Source organism: Bradyrhizobium barranii subsp. apii, from assembly GCF_011516635.5.
In the GTDB taxonomy this organism is placed as follows: domain Bacteria; phylum Pseudomonadota; class Alphaproteobacteria; order Rhizobiales; family Xanthobacteraceae; genus Bradyrhizobium; species Bradyrhizobium barranii.
Genome location: NZ_CP096255.1, coordinates 2,283,040 through 2,300,631 on the forward strand (window position 1 = coordinate 2,283,040; position 17,592 = coordinate 2,300,631).

General features: G+C 65.0%; 20 protein-coding genes. 10 read left to right on the forward strand and 10 right to left on the reverse strand.

Features of this window, described 5'->3' with window-relative positions; all coding sequences use genetic code 11:
* The 4 genes from upp to HAP41_RS10945 all read right to left on the reverse strand — a co-directional run bounded on the left by upp (position 1) and on the right by HAP41_RS10945 (position 1,621).
* Entirely contained in the window at positions 1-636 is a 636-nt protein-coding gene (gene upp / locus HAP41_RS10935; protein WP_085405247.1) for a uracil phosphoribosyltransferase, read from the reverse strand.
* Between the two features lie 158 nt (positions 637-794).
* Entirely contained in the window at positions 795-923 is a 129-nt protein-coding gene (locus HAP41_RS50025) for a hypothetical protein (RefSeq protein ID WP_256478590.1), read from the reverse strand.
* A gap of 90 nt (positions 924-1,013) precedes the next feature.
* On the reverse strand, positions 1,014-1,412 hold the full coding sequence (locus HAP41_RS10940; protein ID WP_166102521.1) for a hypothetical protein: 399 nt from the start codon (positions 1,410-1,412) through the stop codon (positions 1,014-1,016).
* Between the two features lie 17 nt (positions 1,413-1,429).
* The gene (locus HAP41_RS10945; protein ID WP_063981384.1) at positions 1,430-1,621 is read right to left on the reverse strand and encodes a hypothetical protein; all 192 of its coding nucleotides are present in this window, start codon (positions 1,619-1,621) and stop codon (positions 1,430-1,432) included.
* Positions 1,622-1,822: 201 nt separating this feature from the next.
* Between HAP41_RS10945 and HAP41_RS10950 the strand changes: the two genes are divergently transcribed.
* Positions 1,823-2,116, forward strand: a complete 294-nt coding sequence (locus HAP41_RS10950; protein ID WP_166102518.1) for a hypothetical protein — start codon at positions 1,823-1,825, stop codon at positions 2,114-2,116.
* A gap of 36 nt (positions 2,117-2,152) precedes the next feature.
* Here the strand turns inward: HAP41_RS10950 and dapA are convergent, their stop codons facing one another.
* The 4 genes from dapA to HAP41_RS10970 form a co-directional block, all read right to left on the reverse strand.
* On the reverse strand, positions 2,153-3,070 hold the full coding sequence (dapA, locus tag HAP41_RS10955) for a 4-hydroxy-tetrahydrodipicolinate synthase (RefSeq protein ID WP_166102514.1): 918 nt from the start codon (positions 3,068-3,070) through the stop codon (positions 2,153-2,155).
* Between the two features lie 18 nt (positions 3,071-3,088).
* A complete protein-coding gene (locus tag HAP41_RS10960) occupies positions 3,089-3,343 on the reverse strand; it encodes a hypothetical protein (RefSeq protein WP_063981387.1) in 255 nt (84 codons plus the stop codon).
* A 133-nt stretch (positions 3,344-3,476) separates the two neighbouring features.
* Positions 3,477-3,755: a hypothetical protein gene (locus HAP41_RS10965; protein WP_224580885.1), complete on the reverse strand. Its 279-nt coding sequence runs from the start codon at positions 3,753-3,755 to the stop codon at positions 3,477-3,479.
* A 20-nt stretch (positions 3,756-3,775) separates the two neighbouring features.
* On the reverse strand, positions 3,776-4,243 hold the full coding sequence (locus HAP41_RS10970) for a hypothetical protein (protein WP_166102507.1): 468 nt from the start codon (positions 4,241-4,243) through the stop codon (positions 3,776-3,778).
* A 380-nt stretch (positions 4,244-4,623) separates the two neighbouring features.
* On the opposite strand from HAP41_RS10970, the gene HAP41_RS10975 reads away from it, so the two are divergent.
* From HAP41_RS10975 to HAP41_RS11005, 7 genes are all read left to right on the forward strand, one after another.
* Positions 4,624-4,848, forward strand: coding sequence for a hypothetical protein (locus HAP41_RS10975; protein ID WP_085965673.1), 225 nt, complete (start codon positions 4,624-4,626; stop codon positions 4,846-4,848).
* 11 nt (positions 4,849-4,859) lie between these two features.
* Positions 4,860-4,949: a K(+)-transporting ATPase subunit F gene (locus tag HAP41_RS10980; protein ID WP_041953522.1), complete on the forward strand. Its 90-nt coding sequence runs from the start codon at positions 4,860-4,862 to the stop codon at positions 4,947-4,949.
* 112 nt (positions 4,950-5,061) lie between these two features.
* Positions 5,062-6,765 carry a potassium-transporting ATPase subunit KdpA gene (kdpA, locus tag HAP41_RS10985; RefSeq protein ID WP_166102503.1) on the forward strand — a complete coding sequence of 568 codons (1,704 nt, stop codon included), beginning with the start codon at positions 5,062-5,064 and terminating at the stop codon, positions 6,763-6,765.
* An 18-nt stretch (positions 6,766-6,783) separates the two neighbouring features.
* Positions 6,784-8,898, forward strand: coding sequence for a potassium-transporting ATPase subunit KdpB (gene kdpB, locus HAP41_RS10990; RefSeq protein WP_166102500.1), 2,115 nt, complete (start codon positions 6,784-6,786; stop codon positions 8,896-8,898).
* 57 nt (positions 8,899-8,955) lie between these two features.
* Positions 8,956-9,561, forward strand: coding sequence for a K(+)-transporting ATPase subunit C (locus HAP41_RS10995; RefSeq protein ID WP_166102497.1), 606 nt, complete (start codon positions 8,956-8,958; stop codon positions 9,559-9,561).
* Between the two features lie 40 nt (positions 9,562-9,601).
* Positions 9,602-12,325 carry a sensor histidine kinase gene (locus HAP41_RS11000; protein ID WP_166102493.1) on the forward strand — a complete coding sequence of 908 codons (2,724 nt, stop codon included), beginning with the start codon at positions 9,602-9,604 and terminating at the stop codon, positions 12,323-12,325.
* Positions 12,322-13,011, forward strand: a complete 690-nt coding sequence (locus tag HAP41_RS11005) for a response regulator (RefSeq protein WP_166102490.1) — start codon at positions 12,322-12,324, stop codon at positions 13,009-13,011. The genes HAP41_RS11000 and HAP41_RS11005 overlap by 4 nt, the downstream gene beginning before the upstream one ends.
* Before the next feature lie 140 nt (positions 13,012-13,151).
* On the opposite strand, the gene ku is transcribed toward HAP41_RS11005, so the two are convergent.
* Complete coding sequence (ku, locus tag HAP41_RS11010; RefSeq protein WP_166102488.1) at positions 13,152-14,036, reverse strand: non-homologous end joining protein Ku; 885 nt, start codon at positions 14,034-14,036, stop codon at positions 13,152-13,154.
* A gap of 117 nt (positions 14,037-14,153) precedes the next feature.
* Between ku and ligD the strand changes: the two genes are divergently transcribed.
* Entirely contained in the window at positions 14,154-16,820 is a 2,667-nt protein-coding gene (gene ligD / locus HAP41_RS11015) for a DNA ligase D (RefSeq protein ID WP_166102485.1), read from the forward strand.
* A 106-nt stretch (positions 16,821-16,926) separates the two neighbouring features.
* Here ligD and HAP41_RS11020 read toward each other — a convergent pair whose 3' ends face one another.
* On the reverse strand, positions 16,927-17,091 hold the full coding sequence (locus HAP41_RS11020; protein WP_007595743.1) for a DUF3309 family protein: 165 nt from the start codon (positions 17,089-17,091) through the stop codon (positions 16,927-16,929).
* Between the two features lie 182 nt (positions 17,092-17,273).
* On the opposite strand from HAP41_RS11020, the gene HAP41_RS11025 reads away from it, so the two are divergent.
* Positions 17,274-17,591: a polyhydroxyalkanoic acid system family protein gene (locus tag HAP41_RS11025; RefSeq protein WP_166102482.1), complete on the forward strand. Its 318-nt coding sequence runs from the start codon at positions 17,274-17,276 to the stop codon at positions 17,589-17,591.
* The last annotated feature ends 1 nt before the right edge of the window (position 17,592 follow it).

A 17,592-nucleotide genomic window follows, 5' to 3' on the forward strand; every position in this document is an offset into this window, starting at 1 on the left:
CTACTTGGTGCCGAACATCCGGTCGCCGGCATCGCCCAGGCCCGGCACGATGTAGCCGTGGTCGTTGAGCCGCTCGTCGATCGCGGCGGTCCAGATCGGCACGTCGGGATGCTCGCTCTGGAACTGCGCGATGCCTTCGGGCGCGGCCAGAAGGCAGACGAAGCGGATGTCGCGGGCGCCGCGCGCCTTGAGCAGGGAGGCGCCGGCGCAGGCCGAGTTGCCGGTCGCCAGCATCGGGTCCATCAGGATCACGGTGCGGTCGGACAGGTCCTGCGGCGCCTTGAAGTAATATTCCACGGCCTGCAATGTCTCGGGATCGCGGTAGAGCCCGATATGGGCGATGCGCGCCGACGGCATCAGCGCCAGCATGCCGTCGAGGAAGCCGACGCCGGCGCGCAGGATCGGCGCCAGCGTGAGCTTCTTGCCGGCGATCTTCGGTGCCCGCATCGGGGAGATCGGCGTCTCGATCTCGACGAGTTCCAGTGGCAGATCGCGCGTCACCTCGTAGCCGAGCAGCATCCCGATCTCGTTCAGGATCTCGCGAAAACTCTTGGTCGAGCGGTCCTTCTCCCGCATGAGGGAGAGCTTGTGCTGGACCAGGGGGTGGGCGACGACGTTGACGCTGCTTGTGCTCATGAAACCGATCTACACGGTTCCGTGAAATAGCGCCAGATCGGCCAGATCTTTTCGCGGGGATACGCGGCCTCACGCGGGCATCGCGACAGCGCTACGTACCCGGCTGCTCGCCTCGTAGGCAGCCATGGTCAATTCACGGTCCATCGATGTGCCGGGTTCTAAACTCCCAGCCCGCGTGCCACGAGCGTGATCACGATTGTCAGGACCGCGCCCCAGATCAGGCTCAGCGTCATGGTCAGGATCGTCGTCGTGACCGCCTGCTCCAGATTTCCCTTGAGGAGCTGCATGCTACTTGTCCGTGGCAGGCGCGACGCCGATGCGCAGGCCGAGCAGCAATGCACCCATCACCGCAACCAGGATGGCGATCTTGAGCTCGATCATATCCGCAGCCTTGTCGCCGCGCGGGCCAGGAGCCGTCTCGCACCCTCCGCTAGCGCGATCAGCGGATTGCCGCGGTTCTCGATATCGAGCTCGAAGGTCTCGGCGGGAAACACCAACGCGCATCTTGCGAGGCCACTCTGCCGGTTGGCGAAATCGACCGCTGAGCTCTTGAACAGAAAGAGACCGCCGACGCGCCCATGCGCCTCGCGCGCGACCCAGAGGCCGGCGCCGTTGCGCCCGATGAAGAAGGCGGGGATGGCGGTGCTGATGACATCCGGGTCGATCGGTCCAAGGCATGCCGCGGACGCGGCCATTGTCGGTCGCTCGGGCTGGCGACGCGTGGCTTGAAGGGCGATCGCGGTCATCGCGGCTTCCTCACACATCTGCAAGGTCATGATGGTCTCCCATGCCGTCAGGCGTGGAGGTGCCAGACATAGATCGCGGTCTTCAGCGCGATCAGCGCTGCGAGCACGCTGCCCATCGAGAGCAGGGTCAGCGCGCTGAGCGCGATGCGCTTGAGCTGCGCCTTGCGCTCCGGCGAGATCCGTGCGGGGCGTTCGGCCCAGCCAAGGGAGCGCTCAACGCCATGTGTCAGCATCGACATGTCTGCATTCCTTCGTCAGCGTGGCGGTGGCCGAGGCCGCCGCAATCTGCCTCGTATGATGTCCATCGTTGCGTAGGATTGCGAGATGAGCGCCGAGGCACCAGTATAGGAATGCTATAAGGATGCCGACCGTCGCGCCGGCAGCCCTCTGAAGAGACCGGGGTTCCGCTTCGGCCGGGCCTGAGACGGCGCAGGATCCGAATGCGTCATCCCGATCGCTGCGGCAAAGGCGTTCCGCAGCCGCGGTTCCTCGATCTGCTTGCAGAAGCATTCCAGCGTCGCTTCCACACTCTGCCGCTGCCCGCTGATGGCCGCACAGAGTTGCGAGCTGGTCCGCCGAAAGAAGTGGAGGGAGTCCCTGGCGCCGCCGCCCAGATGATCGAGCTCGGCCGCAAGCGCGGCGACATTAAGCCTGTCGGACTCATCGAGCGTCACGGCAAATCGCAGCAGCGCGAGCTGCCAGGCGCGGAGCAGCCTGTGAGGCCTTTCGATTGATTGCCGCATGGGGATACCCGGATGCCGTGCGACGCCTCAGGCGCCGACGCGGTCGATCAGCTCCTCGTCGGCGATCGCAGCGAATGCGCGTACCACTTCCCTCTCCGCGGCTGCGTCCAGCGGAACGATCGGAAGCCTTGTGGCGGGCGACATCAGGCCAAGCACGCCGAGTGCACATTTAAGTGCGGCCGGGCTCTCCTTCCCGAGGCAGGCGATCAAGGGGATCAGGCGCCTGTGCAGGTACCGGGCGGATTGCAGCCGGCCCTGCCTGACATGTGAAAAAATCGTGCGGCAGAGATCCGGCGCGACGTTGGCAACCTCCGAGATCGCGCCATCGCCGCCGTCCGCGATGAAGCCGAAGGCGGTGCTGTCGTCGCCGGATAGACAGCGGAAGCCGGCAGGCAAGTGGCGGGACAGGCGCATCGGACGGGTGATGTCGCCGCTCGCATCGCGCAGGCCCACGAACTGGCGCGATTCGACGAGACGCAGAAGCGTCTCGTCGGCGAGCGGGCGCAGCGTGCGGGAGGGTGCGTCGTGCAGGATCACTGGCAGTCCGATCGCGCCGGAAATGGCGCGGAAGTGCGCGAGCATTCCTTCCTGCATCGGCTTGTTGTAGGCGGGCACCACCGACATCACGGCATCGGCGCCGGCGGCTTCCGCGCGCCGCGCGAGTTCGATGGCGTGGCTCGTTGAATTCGAGACGGCGCCGGCAATGATCCGCACGCGGCCACGCGCGACATCGACCGCGGTGCGAATGATCAGCGCCTGCTCGGCCGGCGAGAGCGTCGGTGCCTCGCCGGCGGTCTCACACACCACCAGTGCGGGTACGCCGGCTGCGATCTGACGCTCGCAGAGCGCGGCGAACGCCTTCAGGTCGATCGCGTCGGCCGAATCGAACGGCGTCGGCAGGTCCGGTATGAACCCGGTGAACCAGGCGGAGGGCGGGATGAACATGTTTTTTTGCCGAGGAGCTCAGGCGGCGCGCTTGGGTGCAGCGGCATCGGGCCTACTGCCCATGTCGAGCTCGATCTCGCGTGGCAGCTCGATGATGGTCTCGGGATGCTGTCCGTTTTCGAACAGCGCATATTTGATGGCCTGGGCGCGGTTGACGAACAGGCCACCGTAGAGGCCGTTCTGCTGCTGGGCGACCCACTGTCCCCTGTGGTTGCGGCCGATGAAGACGATGGTCGAGGGAGAGCTGCACGAGGGAGGTTCGACGAGTTTCACTTTCGTATTCCTTCCGATTGACGCGGGCGGCGGGTGCGTGTCCCGCGACCACCCGATCAATATCTTTTCAAGCGAATATGATTTCGAGTGAGGCTGCGCGACGATCTCATAGGAAGGTCATAAAGCCCGATGTTCAGGCCAGCTCGTTGACGACCTGAACCAGCGCGAACAGGGCGCCGAAGGCAACGCCCTCGTCCCAATGATTGAGGACAGCACCGAACAGCGGCTCGCGCCTGACGAGGCCGGCGAGGGCGCACAGGATGATCGACATCCAGAGCAGGGCGGAGAGGCTGCGTGCAAAGCCGACGCTGCCGAAGGCTGCAAAGGCGAGGAGCAGTGCGATGCGGACGGCAAAGCGCGCGATCAACCGCGTCGGGCTGAGGCCCCGCGACATGTCCGAAGATTGCGGCAAGGCGCGAACCTCCGCTTGGCCTAGCTGAAATTCTCGCAAGCGACCGGCTGATAGAGCGGGTCCGGGGCGGGGCGCACGGTGGGAACGCTCGGCCGCGATGCCTCCACGGCCAATGCCTGTACCTCGATGAAGGCCGACAGCAATGCCAGCGCGAGATCGGCATGCCGGGCTTCGACAGCGGCGTCGAGCCAGTCCGGCAATTCGCGCTCGCGCGACAGCGCGCAATGCCACTCGCCCTCGTCATAGGCGACGCGGCGGACCTGCCACAGCGGCAGCTCGAACTCGATCAGCGCCAGCGCGGCGTCGGTCCAGGCCTCGGCATCGACCAGGCGCATGATACGCGCGCTGCGCTCGCTCCGTCCGCGCGACGGGAAGCGCCGGCAGGCCTGATCGATGATGCCGAGCATCAGCGGACGCGTCATTGCCGGTGCCGCGCGAAGCTGCTGGTTGAGGGAAGGTGGGGCTAGGCGTCGGAGAACGGCGGTCATGTCAGGCCTCCTGGAATTGGCGTCGGTCAGTCGGCCGGCCTCTCCAAGATGGCTGGAAGCGCATTTGAAAACGAGATGGGGGCGGGACGGGAGATATAAGGATTTCATAAGTGCACGGAATCTTCCGGATAAGAGCGACAGATCCCCGGCCGCCGTCGCCGCCGAAGGTCGAGGCTTATAGAAGCAGGGCTTTTTGAAAAGACCCTCGCCATGGCCTGCCTTAACAACGGTAGTGAAAGCAACGGTGGCTTGTGTCGCTGCGCTGCCTGCTCGGAACGACCGCCCGGAATACAGTGTCGGTGCCACATGGCGAACAGCCACGACGCGTCGGCACTTATGGAATTCATATAACTTCGCCATAGGCCTCATCTCGAAAACCTATGCCGGTGGTGGCACTTCAACACGGTCAAAAGTCCCGGCTGGTGCCGTGGAAATGCTTTGCATTTCCTTCGTTCCACGCGCTCGCCGGACGCCTGAGAAACGGTTGCGTCCGACATAAAGCCGCAACGAGGAGCATTCCCATGATGGACATTCTGATGCTGGCGCTGGGCTTTGGCTTCTTCGCGCTCGCGATCGGCTACACCTACGCCTGCGAACGGCTGTGAGGGAGCGGACCATGACCTTCGATTATTCGCTCGCCGCCGTCGTCTCGCTCGGTCTCCTGTTCTACCTCACTTACGCGCTGCTGCGGCCCGAGCGGTTCTGACCCGTGCTGCTGCTTCTCGAATTGCTGCTCGCGGACGCCGCGCTCGTGGCGTGCCTGCTTGCCCTGATCCTGCCGCTCCTGCGCAGGACAAACGTCCTAAAGGGTTGATGCCATGACTATGATCGGTTGGCTCCAGATCATTCTCTTTTGCGCGATTATCGTCGCGCTGACAAAACCGCTCGGCGGGTACATGACGGCTGTGTTCAACGGCGAGCGGACGTTCCTGTCGCCGGTGCTGCGGCCGATCGAGGCCGGCATCTACTGGTTTTCCGGCGTCGAAGAGAGGCGCGAGCAGCATTGGCTGACCTACACGGTCTCGATGCTGCTGTTCCATGTCGGCGGCTTCCTCATCATCTACGGCGTGATGCGGCTTCAGGCGGTGTTGCCCTTCAACCCGGCCGGCCAGGGCGCGGTCGCCCAGGATCTCTCCTTCAACACCGCGATTTCCTTCATCACCAACACCAACTGGCAGAATTACGGCGGCGAGAGCACGGTATCCTATCTCGTGCAGATGCTCGGCCTGACGCACCAGAATTTCCTGTCGGCGGCGACCGGCATCGCGCTCGCGGTGGCCATGATCCGCGGATTCTCGCGCGCCTCGATGCGCACGGTCGGCAATTTCTGGGTCGACGTCACCCGCACGACACTTTACGTGCTGCAGCCGATCTGTGTCGTCTACACGCTGTTCCTGGTCTGGCAGGGCATCCCGCAGACGCTCGGTGCTTACGTCGAGGCCACGACGCTCGAAGGCGCCAAGCAGACCATCGCGGTCGGCCCGGTGGCCTCGCAGGTCGCGATCAAGATGCTCGGCACCAATGGCGGCGGCTTCTTCAACGCCAACGCCGCCCATCCCTTCGAGAACCCGACCGCGCTGTCGAATCTCGTGCAGATGCTCTCGATCTTCCTGATCGGCGCGGCCATGACCAATGTGTTCGGCCGCATGGTCGGCAACCAGCGCCAGGGCTGGGCGATCTTCGCGGTGATGGGCGTGCTGTTCATCGCCGGTGTCTCCATCACCTACTGGGCGGAAGCCAACGGCACCTCGATGATGCATGCGCTCGGCCTCACCGGCGGCAACATGGAGGGCAAGGAAGTCCGCTTCGGCATCGTCGCGTCCTCGCTGTTCGCCGTGGTGACCTCGGCCGCCTCCTGCGGCGCGGTCAACGCCATGCATGACAGCTTCACCGCGCTCGGCGGCATGATCCCGCTGATCAACATGCAGCTCGGCGAAGTCATCATCGGCGGCGTCGGCGCCGGCCTCTATGGCATGCTGCTGTTCGTCGTGCTCGCGATCTTCGTCGCCGGCCTGATGGTCGGCCGCACACCGGAATATGTCGGCAAGAAGATCGAGGCGCGCGAGGTCAAGATGGCGATGCTCGCGATCCTGGTGCTGCCGCTGATGTATCTCGGCTGGACCGCGGTCGGCGTGGTCTATCCGGCGGCGGTCGCCTCCATGGCGAATGCCGGCCCGCATGGCTTCACCGAGGTGCTCTACGCCTTCACCTCGGCGACCGGCAACAACGGCTCGGCCTTCGCGGGCCTCACCGGCAACACGTTGTTCTACAACCTCACGCTCGCATCCGCGATGTTCGTCGGCCGGTTCTTCATGATCGTTCCGGCGATGGCGATTGCGGGCTCGCTGGCCGCCAAGAAGTCGATCCCGCCGTCGGCGGGCACGTTCCCGACCACGGGTGGGCTGTTCGTCGGCCTCGTCGTGGGCGTGATCCTGATCATCGGCGGCCTGACCTTCTTCCCGGCACTCGCGCTCGGCCCGATCGTCGAGCAACTCGCGATGAACGCCGGCAACGTCTTCTGATTGTTTGGAGTGACCTCCATGGATACGATGAAACTGCAAAAACGTGCCCCGATGTCGGCAATGCTCGATCCCAAGATCGTTCTGCCCGCGATCAGCGCGTCCTTCACCAAGCTCGACCCGCGGCTGATGATCAAGAACCCCGTGATGTTCGTGGTCGAGATCGTGGCCGCGCTCACCACGGTGATCTTCCTGCGCGACCTCGTCGCCGGCGGCGAGAATCTCGGCTTCACCTTCCAGATCATCCTCTGGCTCTGGTTCACGGTGCTGTTCGCCAACTTCGCCGAAGCGGTGGCCGAAGGCCGCGGCAAGGCACAGGCCGAATCGTTGCGCAAGACCCGCACCGAGAGCCAGGCCAAGCTGCTGAGCGGCGCGGGCCAGGCCTTCACGCTGGTGCCGGGCACCAGCCTGAAGGTCGGCGACATCGTGCTGGTCGAGGCCGGGGACACCATCCCCTCCGACGGCGAGGTGATCGAGGGCGTGGCCTCCGTCAACGAAGCCGCCATCACCGGCGAGTCCGCGCCGGTGATCCGCGAGTCCGGCGGCGACCGGTCGGCGGTGACCGGCGGCACGCAGGTGCAGTCCGACTGGATGCGCGTCCGCATTACGGCCGCGCAAGGCTCGACCTTCATCGACCGCATGATCAAGCTGGTCGAGGGCGCCGAGCGGCAGAAGACGCCGAACGAGATCGCGCTCAACATCCTGCTTGCCGGCCTCACCATCATCTTCGTGTTCGCCACCGTCACCATTCCGAGCTATGCGGCTTATGCCGGCGGCTCGATCTCGGTGGTCGTGCTGGTCGCACTGTTCGTGACGCTGATCCCGACCACGATCGGCGCGCTGCTGTCGGCGATCGGTATCGCCGGCATGGACCGCCTGGTCCGCTTCAACGTGCTGGCGATGTCCGGCCGCGCGGTCGAGGCTGCCGGTGACGTCGACACGCTGCTGCTCGACAAGACCGGTACGATCACGCTCGGCAACCGCCAGGCGACCGCCTTCCGCCCGGTTCGCGGCGTCACCGAGCAGGAGCTCGCCGATGCGGCGCAGCTCGCCTCGCTCGCCGACGAGACGCCGGAAGGCCGCTCGATCGTCGTGCTGGCGAAGGAGAAGTATTCCATTCGCAGCCGGGACATGGCCGAGCTTGGCGCCACCTTCATTCCGTTCACGGCACAAACCCGCATGAGCGGTGTCGATGCCGGCGGCTCGTCGGTGCGCAAGGGTGCGGTCGATGCCATGCTCAACTATGTCGGCGGCGGTGCGCCGCTGGCCGTTGCCTCGGGCAACACCGCGCGCGCCATCCAGCCTGCGGTCCTTTCCGACGTCGGCCGTGAAGTCCAGACCATTGCCGACGAGATCTCGAAAGCGGGCGGAACGCCGCTTGCGGTCGCCAAGGACGGCAAGCTGCTCGGCGTCATCCAGCTCAAGGACATCGTCAAGGGCGGCATCCGCGAGCGCTTCGCAGAACTGCGCCGCATGGGCATCCGCACCATCATGATCACCGGCGACAACCCGATGACGGCCGCTGCGATTGCCGCCGAAGCCGGCGTCGATGACTTCCTCGCGCAGGCAACGCCCGAGGACAAGCTGAAGCTGATCCGCGACGAGCAGGCCAAGGGCAAGCTGGTCGCCATGTGCGGCGACGGCACCAACGACGCGCCGGCGCTTGCCCAGGCCGACGTCGGCGTCGCCATGAACACCGGCACCCAGGCCGCCCGCGAGGCCGGCAACATGGTCGACCTCGATTCCAACCCGACCAAGCTGATCGAGGTGGTCGAGATCGGCAAGCAGCTGCTGATGACACGCGGTGCGCTGACCACGTTCTCGATCGCCAACGACGTCGCAAAGTATTTTGCGATCATCCCGGCAATGTTCCTGGCGTTCTACCCGCAGCTCAACGTGCTCAACGTCATGAACCTGTCGAGCCCGCAGAGTGCCATCCTGTCGGCGATCATCTTCAACGCGCTGGTCATCATCGCGCTGATCCCGCTGGCGCTGAAGGGCGTGGCCTATCGCGCGGTCGGTGCCGGCGCATTGCTGAGGCGCAACCTCCTGATCTACGGCCTCGGCGGCATCGTGATTCCCTTCATCGGCATCAAGGCGATCGACCTCGTCGTCACCGCCTTGCATCTGGCTTGATCGTCGTCGCGGGGCGCACCGCGCCCCGCGCAATGACGAAAGATTTGGAGACCTAACATGCTCAGAGAAATTCGCCCCGCCATCGTCCTGCTGCTGGTGCTCACCGCCATCACCGGCCTGGCCTATCCGCTCGCAATGACCGCTATTGCCGGTGCGATCTTCCCCTCGAAGGCGCAGGGCAGCCTGATCGAGCGGGACGGCAAGGTGATCGGCTCCGCCCTGATCGGGCAGGAGTTCAAGGAGGACAAATATTTCCACGGCCGCCTCTCGGCGACTTTGGCGCCGGACCCGAATGATTCGACCAAGACGGTGTCGGCGCCCTACAACGCGGCCAACTCGGGCGGCTCCAACCTTGGCCCGACCAGCAAGGCGCTGGCTGACCGGCTCAAGGAGGATGTGGACAAGCTGAAGGCTGAAAATCCGAACGCCGCCGTGCCGGTCGACCTGGTCACCACCTCGGCCAGCGGCCTCGACCCGGACATCTCGCCGGAAGCGGCTGAATTTCAGGTGCCGCGGGTGGCGAAGGCGCGGAATCTGCCGGACGATCAGGTCAAGCAGCTCGTGGCCTCCAACACCCAGGGCCGTTTGCTCGGCCTGATTGGCGAACCGCGGGTTAACGTTCTGGCACTGAACCTCGCGCTCGATCGCGCCACCGCGAAGTAGCGGTCTAGGCTGGGGGCGGGCGGATGATTATATTGGCCTGATGGTCCGAGAGCGCCGCGATCCCGAACAACGTCCGTCCCCTGAGGCGCTGCTTGAAGCCGCGCGCCGGGAGGAGAGCGCGAGCGGCAAGCTGAAGATCTTCGTCGGCGCCGCCCCCGGCGTCGGCAAGACCTACGAGATGCTGCAAAGCGCCCATGCCAGGCGCAAGGCGGGCATCGACGTGGTGGTCGGCTTTGTCGAGACCCATGGCCGCGCCGAGACCGAGGCGCTGGTGCGCGGGCTCGAGGTGGTGCCGCGCAAGAGGTTCGATTACCGCGGCCAGATCGTCGAGGAGATGGACCTCGATGCCGTGATCGAGCGCCGCCCTCGGATCGCGCTGGTTGACGAGCTCGCTCATACCAATGCGGCCGGCACCCGCCATCCCAAGCGCTATCTCGACGTCGAGGAGCTGCTGTCCCACGGCATCGACGTCTACACCGCCGTCAACATCCAGCATATCGAGAGCCTGAACGACGTCGTCGCTCAGATCACCCATGTGCGGGTGCGCGAGACCGTGCCGGACTCGGTATTCGATCGCGCCGATGCGATCGAGCTGATCGACCTCACGCCCGACGATCTGATCCAGCGGCTGCGGGAGGGCAAGGTCTATGTGCCCAAGCAGGCCGAGCGGGCGCTGGAGCACTATTTCTCGCCGGGCAATCTGACCGCGCTGCGCGAGCTGGCGCTGCGGCGTACGGCCGAGCGGGTCGACGAGCAGCTTCTCAATCACATGCAGGCGAATGCCATCGCCGGCCCCTGGGCCGCGGGCGAGCGCATCCTCGTCTGCATCAGCGAGGATCCGCGCGCGGCGGGGCTCGTGCGCTACACCAAGCGGCTGGCCGACCGGCTGCATGCGCAATTCACCGCGATCTCGATCGAGACCCGGCGGTCGCTCCAGCTTTCGGACGAGGAACGCGATCGTCTCGCCGATACGCTGCGGCTTGCCGAATCGCTGGGCGGTGAAGCGCTGACCATCCCCGCTGTCGGCCGCCGCATCGCCGACGACGTCATCAACTTCGCGCAAGGCAACAACGTCACCCAGATCGTGATCGGGAAATCGACGCGATCGCGCTGGTTCGAACTGACGCGCGGCTCCGTCGTGCATGATCTCGTGCGCAGTTCCGGCAATATCAGCGTTCACGTCATTCCCGGCGATGAGCTCGCGGCCGAGCCGGCGCCGAAGACGGCGGTCCAGACCGCGGCACGGGCAGAGGCGTTTGATGCACGTCCCTATTTGAAGGCGCTCGGGATCACCGCGCTCGGCCTTGCCGCAGCGGTGGCCATCAAGCCGTATTTCGGCATCGAAAACGTCGACCTGATGTTCCTGACCGCGGTTGTCGCCGTGGCTGTTCGCTACGGGTTGTGGCCGTCGCTCCTTGCGAGCGTCGCGGCGTCGCTGGCGTACAACTTCTTTTTCCTGCCGCCGGTCTACACTTTCACGATTACCGACCCGACCAATGTTGCGGCGTTCTTCTTTTTCATGTTGATCGCGTTCGTGGTGTCGAACGTCGCCGGGCGGGTGCGCACGCAGGCGGACACCGCGCTCGGCCGCATCCGCACGACCGAGCAGCTCTATGCGTTCAGTCGCAAGCTCACGGGCACCGGTACGCTCGACGATGTGCTCTGGGCAACTGCCTATCAAACTGCGTTGATGCTGAAGGTTCGCGTGGTCCTGCTGCTGCCGGAGGAAGGGCTGCTCACGGTGAAGTCCGGCTATCCGCCCGAGGACCAGATCGACCAGGCCGATCTCGCCGCCGCCAATTGGGCCTGGAGCAATGATCGTCCCGCCGGCCGCGGCTCGGACACGCTTCCCGGTGCCAAGCGGCTGTTCCTGCCGATGCGCACCGGGCGTGGTCCGATCGGCGTCATCGGTATCGACAATGATCGCACCGGTCCGCTGCTGACCCCCGACCAGCGCCGGCTGCTCGATGCACTCGTCGACCAGGGCGCACTGGCAATCGAGCGCGTGCTGCTGGTCGAGGACGTGGATCGCGTCAAGCGCACCGTCGAATCCGAGCGGTTGCGCTCTGCGCTGCTGACCTCGATCTCGCACGATCTCAAGACACCGCTCGCCTCCGTGCTTGGCGCCGCCTCGACCATGCGCGATCTCGCCGGTGCGCTCTCCGACACCGAGAAGCGCGATCTGCTCGCCACCGTGATCGACGAGTCCGAGCGCCTCAACCGCTTCATCGCCAATCTGCTCGACATGACAAAGCTCGAATCCGGCGCCATCGTGCCCAACGCGGCACTGCACGATCTCGGCGAGATCGTCGGCAGCGCGCTGCGGCGTGCGAGCAAGATATTGACGGCGCACAAAGTGGAACTGGTGCTGGCCGCCGATCTGCCGATGCTTCAGCTCGATGCCGTGCTGTTCGAGCAAGTGTTGTTCAATCTGCTCGACAATGCGGCGAAATATTCGTTGCCCGATACAACGATCTCGATCCGCAGCCGGCGCGAGGGGAATCATGTTGTGCTAGAGATCGCCGACCAGGGTGGCGGCATTCCGCCTGACGAGCTCGAGAGCGTGTTCGACAAGTTCTATCGCGTGCAGAAGGGCGACCATGTCCGCCCCGGCACCGGGCTGGGGCTCGCCATCTCCCGCGGCTTCGTCGAGGCGATGCAGGGCACGATCTCGGCCGCCAACCGCGGCGACCGCAGCGGCGCGATCCTCACCATCCGGCTGCCCGTTCCGGCACGGACCCACGCATTGGATACAGCCGCATGAGTGCCGCCCCGATCAAGGTTCTGGTCATCGACGACGAGCCGCCAATCCGAAAATTGCTGCGGATGGGGCTCTCGACGCAAGGCTACGAGATCCTGGAAGCGTCGAACGGAAAGACCGCGCTCGAGAAGCTCGCGGAAGAACCCGCGCTGATCATTCTCGATCTCGGCCTGCCCGACATCCAGGGCCACGAATTGCTGCGCACCATCCGCGGCCGCAACGAGGGCGTGCCGATCGTGGTGCTGTCGAGCCGCGGCGATGAGGTCGGCAAGGTGCAGGCGCTCGATCTGGGCGCCGACGATTACCTGACAAAGCCGTTCGGCATGGACGAGCTGTTGGCGCGCCTGCGCGCGGCGCTGCGGCACCAGCTCCAGGTCAAGGGCGAGCGTCCGGTGTTCCGCACCGGCGATCTCTCGGTTGATCTCGTGCGTCGCATCGTCAAGGTCGGCGAGCGCGAGATAAAGCTGTCACCGAAGGAGTACGATCTCTTGCGCGTGCTGGTGCAGCACGCCGGCAAGGTGCTGACCCATCGTTTCCTGCTCAAGGAGCTCTGGGACGAGCTCACCGACGCACAATATCTGCGCGTCTATGTCCGCCAGCTCCGCCAGAAGATCGAAGCCGATCCGGAGCGTCCGCAATATGTGCTGACGGAGACGGGGATCGGGTACCGGCTGAAGGCGGGGGATTAGCTTTCGATCCTCATCCTGAGGAGCGCGGAACGCGCGTCTCGAAGGATGAAGGCCCGACTGCAGCAGCGAGGCCTGCATGGTTCGAGACGGCGCTTCGCGCCTCCTCACCATGAGGGCAGAGCGTGGGTCGCGCGGCGAAATCACCCCGCCTTCCTCTGCCGCGCCGTCGAGCGCGGCGTCTTCTTCGCCGCTCGCTGGCGCCCGGTGGCGCGACGCGCATGGGACTTCGCCGCCGTCTTCTTCCCGCCGCGTCCCTTCAGGCTCTGCTTCAGCGCATCCATCAGGCTGACGACGTTGCTCGGGCGCTCGTCGCGCTCCGGCAGCTCGATTGTCTTGCCGCTGGCCTTGCGCTTCACCAGTGCCTTCAGCGCGGTCTCGTACTCATCCTTGAACTTGCTCGGGTCGAAATGTGCGGCCTTGGTACGCAGGATGTGGCCGGCGAGCTCGACCATGTCCTTGGTGATCTTGGGGCTCTTGATGCCGTCGAAGAACTGGTCCTCGTCGCGGAGCTCATAGGGGAAGCGCAACGTGGTGCCGAGCAGGCCCTTGCCGAGCGGTTCGATCGCGATGATGTGCTCGCGGTTGGTGAGCACGATCTTGGCGAGCGCCACGCGGTCCTGGTCCTTCATGGCGTCGCGGATCACGGCGAAGGCATCGACCGCAGCCTTGCCGTCGTGCGCGATATAATAGGGATGATTGAGATAGCGCTGGTCGATCTCGTCGCTCGGCACGAAACTCTCGATGTCGATGGTGTGGTTGCTTTCGATCTGGACCGCCTCGAGCTCCTCCGGCTCGATCTCGACATATTTGCCCTTGCGCAGCTCGTAGCCGCGTCCCTTCCGGCCGCTCTCGACCACGTCACCGGTCTCGGAGTCCACCATCTGCTGCTTGAGCCGGTTTCCGGTCTCGCGGTTGATCATGTGAAACCGCGTCTTCTCGGCCGCGGTGGTCGCCGGATAAAGCGCGACCGGGCAACTGACCAGCGAGAGCTTTAACGTTCCCTTCCAATAGGCGCGCGGGGCCATTCCGTTCTCCAGCGTTTCAAGGCATTTTGGAACCCCAACAGCCCCATCGGGTTTTGGTTCCGGGTGGGACTTCCGCCGTGATAGGCTTCAACGCCGAAAGAGAATGCGGGACCGGTCGTGCTGCGAAAACTCTCCACTTACCGACAGAAACGCGATTTCGAGAAGACACCGGAGCCGTCGGGCAAGACCGCGGTGGCGCCATCGGCGCAGCGGCGCTTCGTGATCCAGAAGCACGATGCGACGCGACTGCACTATGATCTGCGGCTCGAGTTCGACGGCGTGTTCAAGTCGTGGGCGGTCACCAAGGGACCCTCGCTCGATCCGCATGACAAGCGGCTGGCGGTCGAGGTCGAGGACCATCCGCTCGACTATGGCGATTTCGAAGGCACGATTCCGGAAGGGCAGTATGGCGGCGGCACGGTCATGCTCTGGGACCGCGGCACCTGGGAGTCCGAGGATCCCGAGCGCGGCTTCCAGAAGGGCGACCTCAAGTTCACGCTCCACGGCGACAAGTTGCATGGCAGCTGGGTGCTGGTGCGGATGAGGCATGACCGCACCGGCGGCAAGCGCACCAACTGGCTCCTGATCAAGCATCGCGACGAATATGCCAGCGAGAGCGACGACATTCTCGGCGAGGACAAGTCGGTGGCCTCCGGCCGCGCGATGGCAGAGATCGCCGATGGCAAGGGTCGCGCACCAAAACCGTTCATGCTGGCGAAGGGCGCCAAGGCCAAGGCCGATGCGGTCTGGCAGTCCAATCGTGCCGAGGAGCCGAAAGGGCGCACCGTCAGGCCGGCGCCCGGTGCGGCGTTGAAGCGCGGGACGGGCGCAAAGACGAAAGCGACGACCGCGACAAACGCGAAAAAAGTCTCGGAAATGCCGGACTTCGTCGCGCCGCAGCTCTGCACCCCGGTCGAGCGGCCGCCGGCGGCCGACGGCTGGTGCCACGAGATCAAGTTCGACGGCTATCGCGTCCAGCTCCGCGTCGAGGACGGCGAGGCGACGCTGAAGACGCGCAAGGGCCTCGACTGGACCGACAAGTTCGCAGCCATCGCGAAGGAGGCGGGAGAGCTTCCCGACGTCATGATTGACGGCGAGATCGTCGCGCTCGATCACAACGGCGCGCCGAATTTCTCCTCGCTCCAGGCCGCGCTGTCGGGCGGCAAGACCGAGGACCTGATCTTCTTTGCCTTCGATCTCCTGTTCGCCGAAGGGCTCGATTGCCGGCGCCTGCCACTGGGCGAGCGCAAGTATCGCCTCAGGCAAGTCCTGGACGCAGGCAAGAAGAAATCGGGCCAAATCCGCTATGTCGAGCATTTCGAGAGCAGCGGCGATGCCGTGCTGCAATCGGCCTGCAAGCTCGAGCTCGAAGGTGTGGTGTCGAAGAAGCTCGATGCGCCTTACCGGTCGGGGCGAACGGAAAGCTGGACCAAGGCCAAATGCCGCGCCGGCCATGAGGTCGTGATCGGCGGCTGGAAGACCACCAACGGCAAATTCCGCTCGCTGATGGCCGGCGTGCACCGCGGCGATCATCTTGCCTTCGTCGGCATGGTCGGCACCGGCTTCGGCGCGGACACGGTCAAGCGCATCATGCCGTCCTTGAAAGCCATGGAGGCCAGGCAAAGCCCCTTCGGCGGCAAGAACGCGCCGAAAAAGACGCGCGACGTGCACTGGCTGAAGCCGGAGCTCGTCGCCGAGATCGAGTTCGCCGGGTTCACCGCCGACGGCAATATCCGCCAGGCCGCCTTCAAGGGCCTGCGGCAGGACAAGCCGGCCGAGGAGGTCGAGGCGGAAACACCCGTCGATACCGAACTCGCAAAACCCTCGACCAGGAAGCCTGCTGTGCCGAAGGCAGGCAAGCGGAAGGATGCCGGTACGGCCGAGGTGATGGGTGTCGTCATCTCGAAGCCGGACAAGGAGCTGTGGCCGGATGGCGGCGACGGCGCGGGCGTCACAAAGCTCGATCTCGCGCGCTATTTCGAGGCCGTCGGCGCCTGGATGATCGAGCACATCAAGGGCCGGCCCTGTTCGATCGTGCGTGCGCCTGACGGCATCGGCGGCGAAAAATTCTTCCAGCGCCATGCCATGCAGGGCACGTCGAACCTGCTGGAGCTCGCGAAGGTCTCGGGCGATCGCAAGCCGTACCTGCAGATCGATCGCGTCGAGGGGCTCGCCGCGGTCGCGCAGATCGGCGGCGTCGAGCTGCATCCCTGGAATTGCGCCCCGGACGCCTACGATACGCCGGGCCGGCTGGTGTTCGATCTCGATCCCGCGCCGGATGTCAAATTTGCCGATGTCGTGGACGCCGCCAAGGAGATGCGGCAGCGCCTCACCGACGTCGGCATGGAGAGCTTTTGCAAGACCACCGGCGGCAAGGGCCTGCACGTGGTGGTGCCGCTGCTCCATGGCGCGCGCGACAAGGTGAGCTGGAAGGAGGCCAAGGCGTTCGCGCAAGGCGTTTGCCAGTGGATGGCCGACGACGATCCCGAGCGCTATCTGCTCAACATGTCCAAGAAGCTGCGCAACGGAAAGATCTTCCTGGATTATTTGCGCAACGATCGCCTGTCGACGGCGGTAGCTCCGCTGTCACCCCGTGCGCGCGATGGCGCGACCGTGTCGATGCCTGTGACGTGGGCGCAGGTGAAGGGCGATCTCGATCCGAAGCGGTACACGGTGCGGACGGTGCCGGGTCTGCTGGCGCGCTCGAAGGCCTGGGATGGCTATGACGACGCGGCCACATCGATCAAGGCGGCGGCGAAGAAGCTCGCGGGGAAGAAGAAGTAGGGTGGGCAAAGCGAAGCGTGCCCACCAGCTTTCTTATTGCGGCGAAGAGGTGGGCACGGCGCGTTGCGCCTTTGCCCACCCTACGAGGCCGCTACAGCTCCTTGCGCTAGATCCGTCCGAGCAACAGCAGGATCAGCAGGATGACGATGACGAGTCCGAGGCCGCCGCCGCCGTAATAGCCGGTGCCGTAGAACGGGCCGCCGCCGATACCGCTGAAGCCGCCGAGCAGCGCGATGACCAAGATGATCAGAATGATCGTACCGATAGACATGCTAGTCTCCTCCAGCCCTTTGTTGAAAGGGTCGTTTGCACCTGTCCCGTGGTGCGAGGGCAACTTGCCGCAGGTTCTATAGTTCCGACGATGAAACACGGCGAACGGGGCGAACTTGCATGGAACCTTTGCCAGTCCAGGCGGCATGACTATGTGAGGATCAGTCACCACAGGGCAGCGCCATGTCAGCACCGCTTGTCGTCTCCATTCCGCATCGTCTCGGCCGCGAGGAAGCCGTGCGCCGGCTCAAGACCGGGCTCGGCCGCGCCGCAGCCAGCATTCCCGTGATGCAGGTCGAGGAGGAGCGCTGGAACGGCGACAGCATGAATTTTCGCATCCGCGCGCTCGGGCAGATCGCGAGCGGTCAGGTCGATGTCGCCGACGACCACGTCAAGGTGGAGGTGGTGCTGCCGTGGCTGTTGCAGCGCTTCGCCGAGATGGCGCAGGCGACCATCCGCAAGCGCGGGCAGCTGCTGCTGACCAAGGACAGGGGCAAGTAGC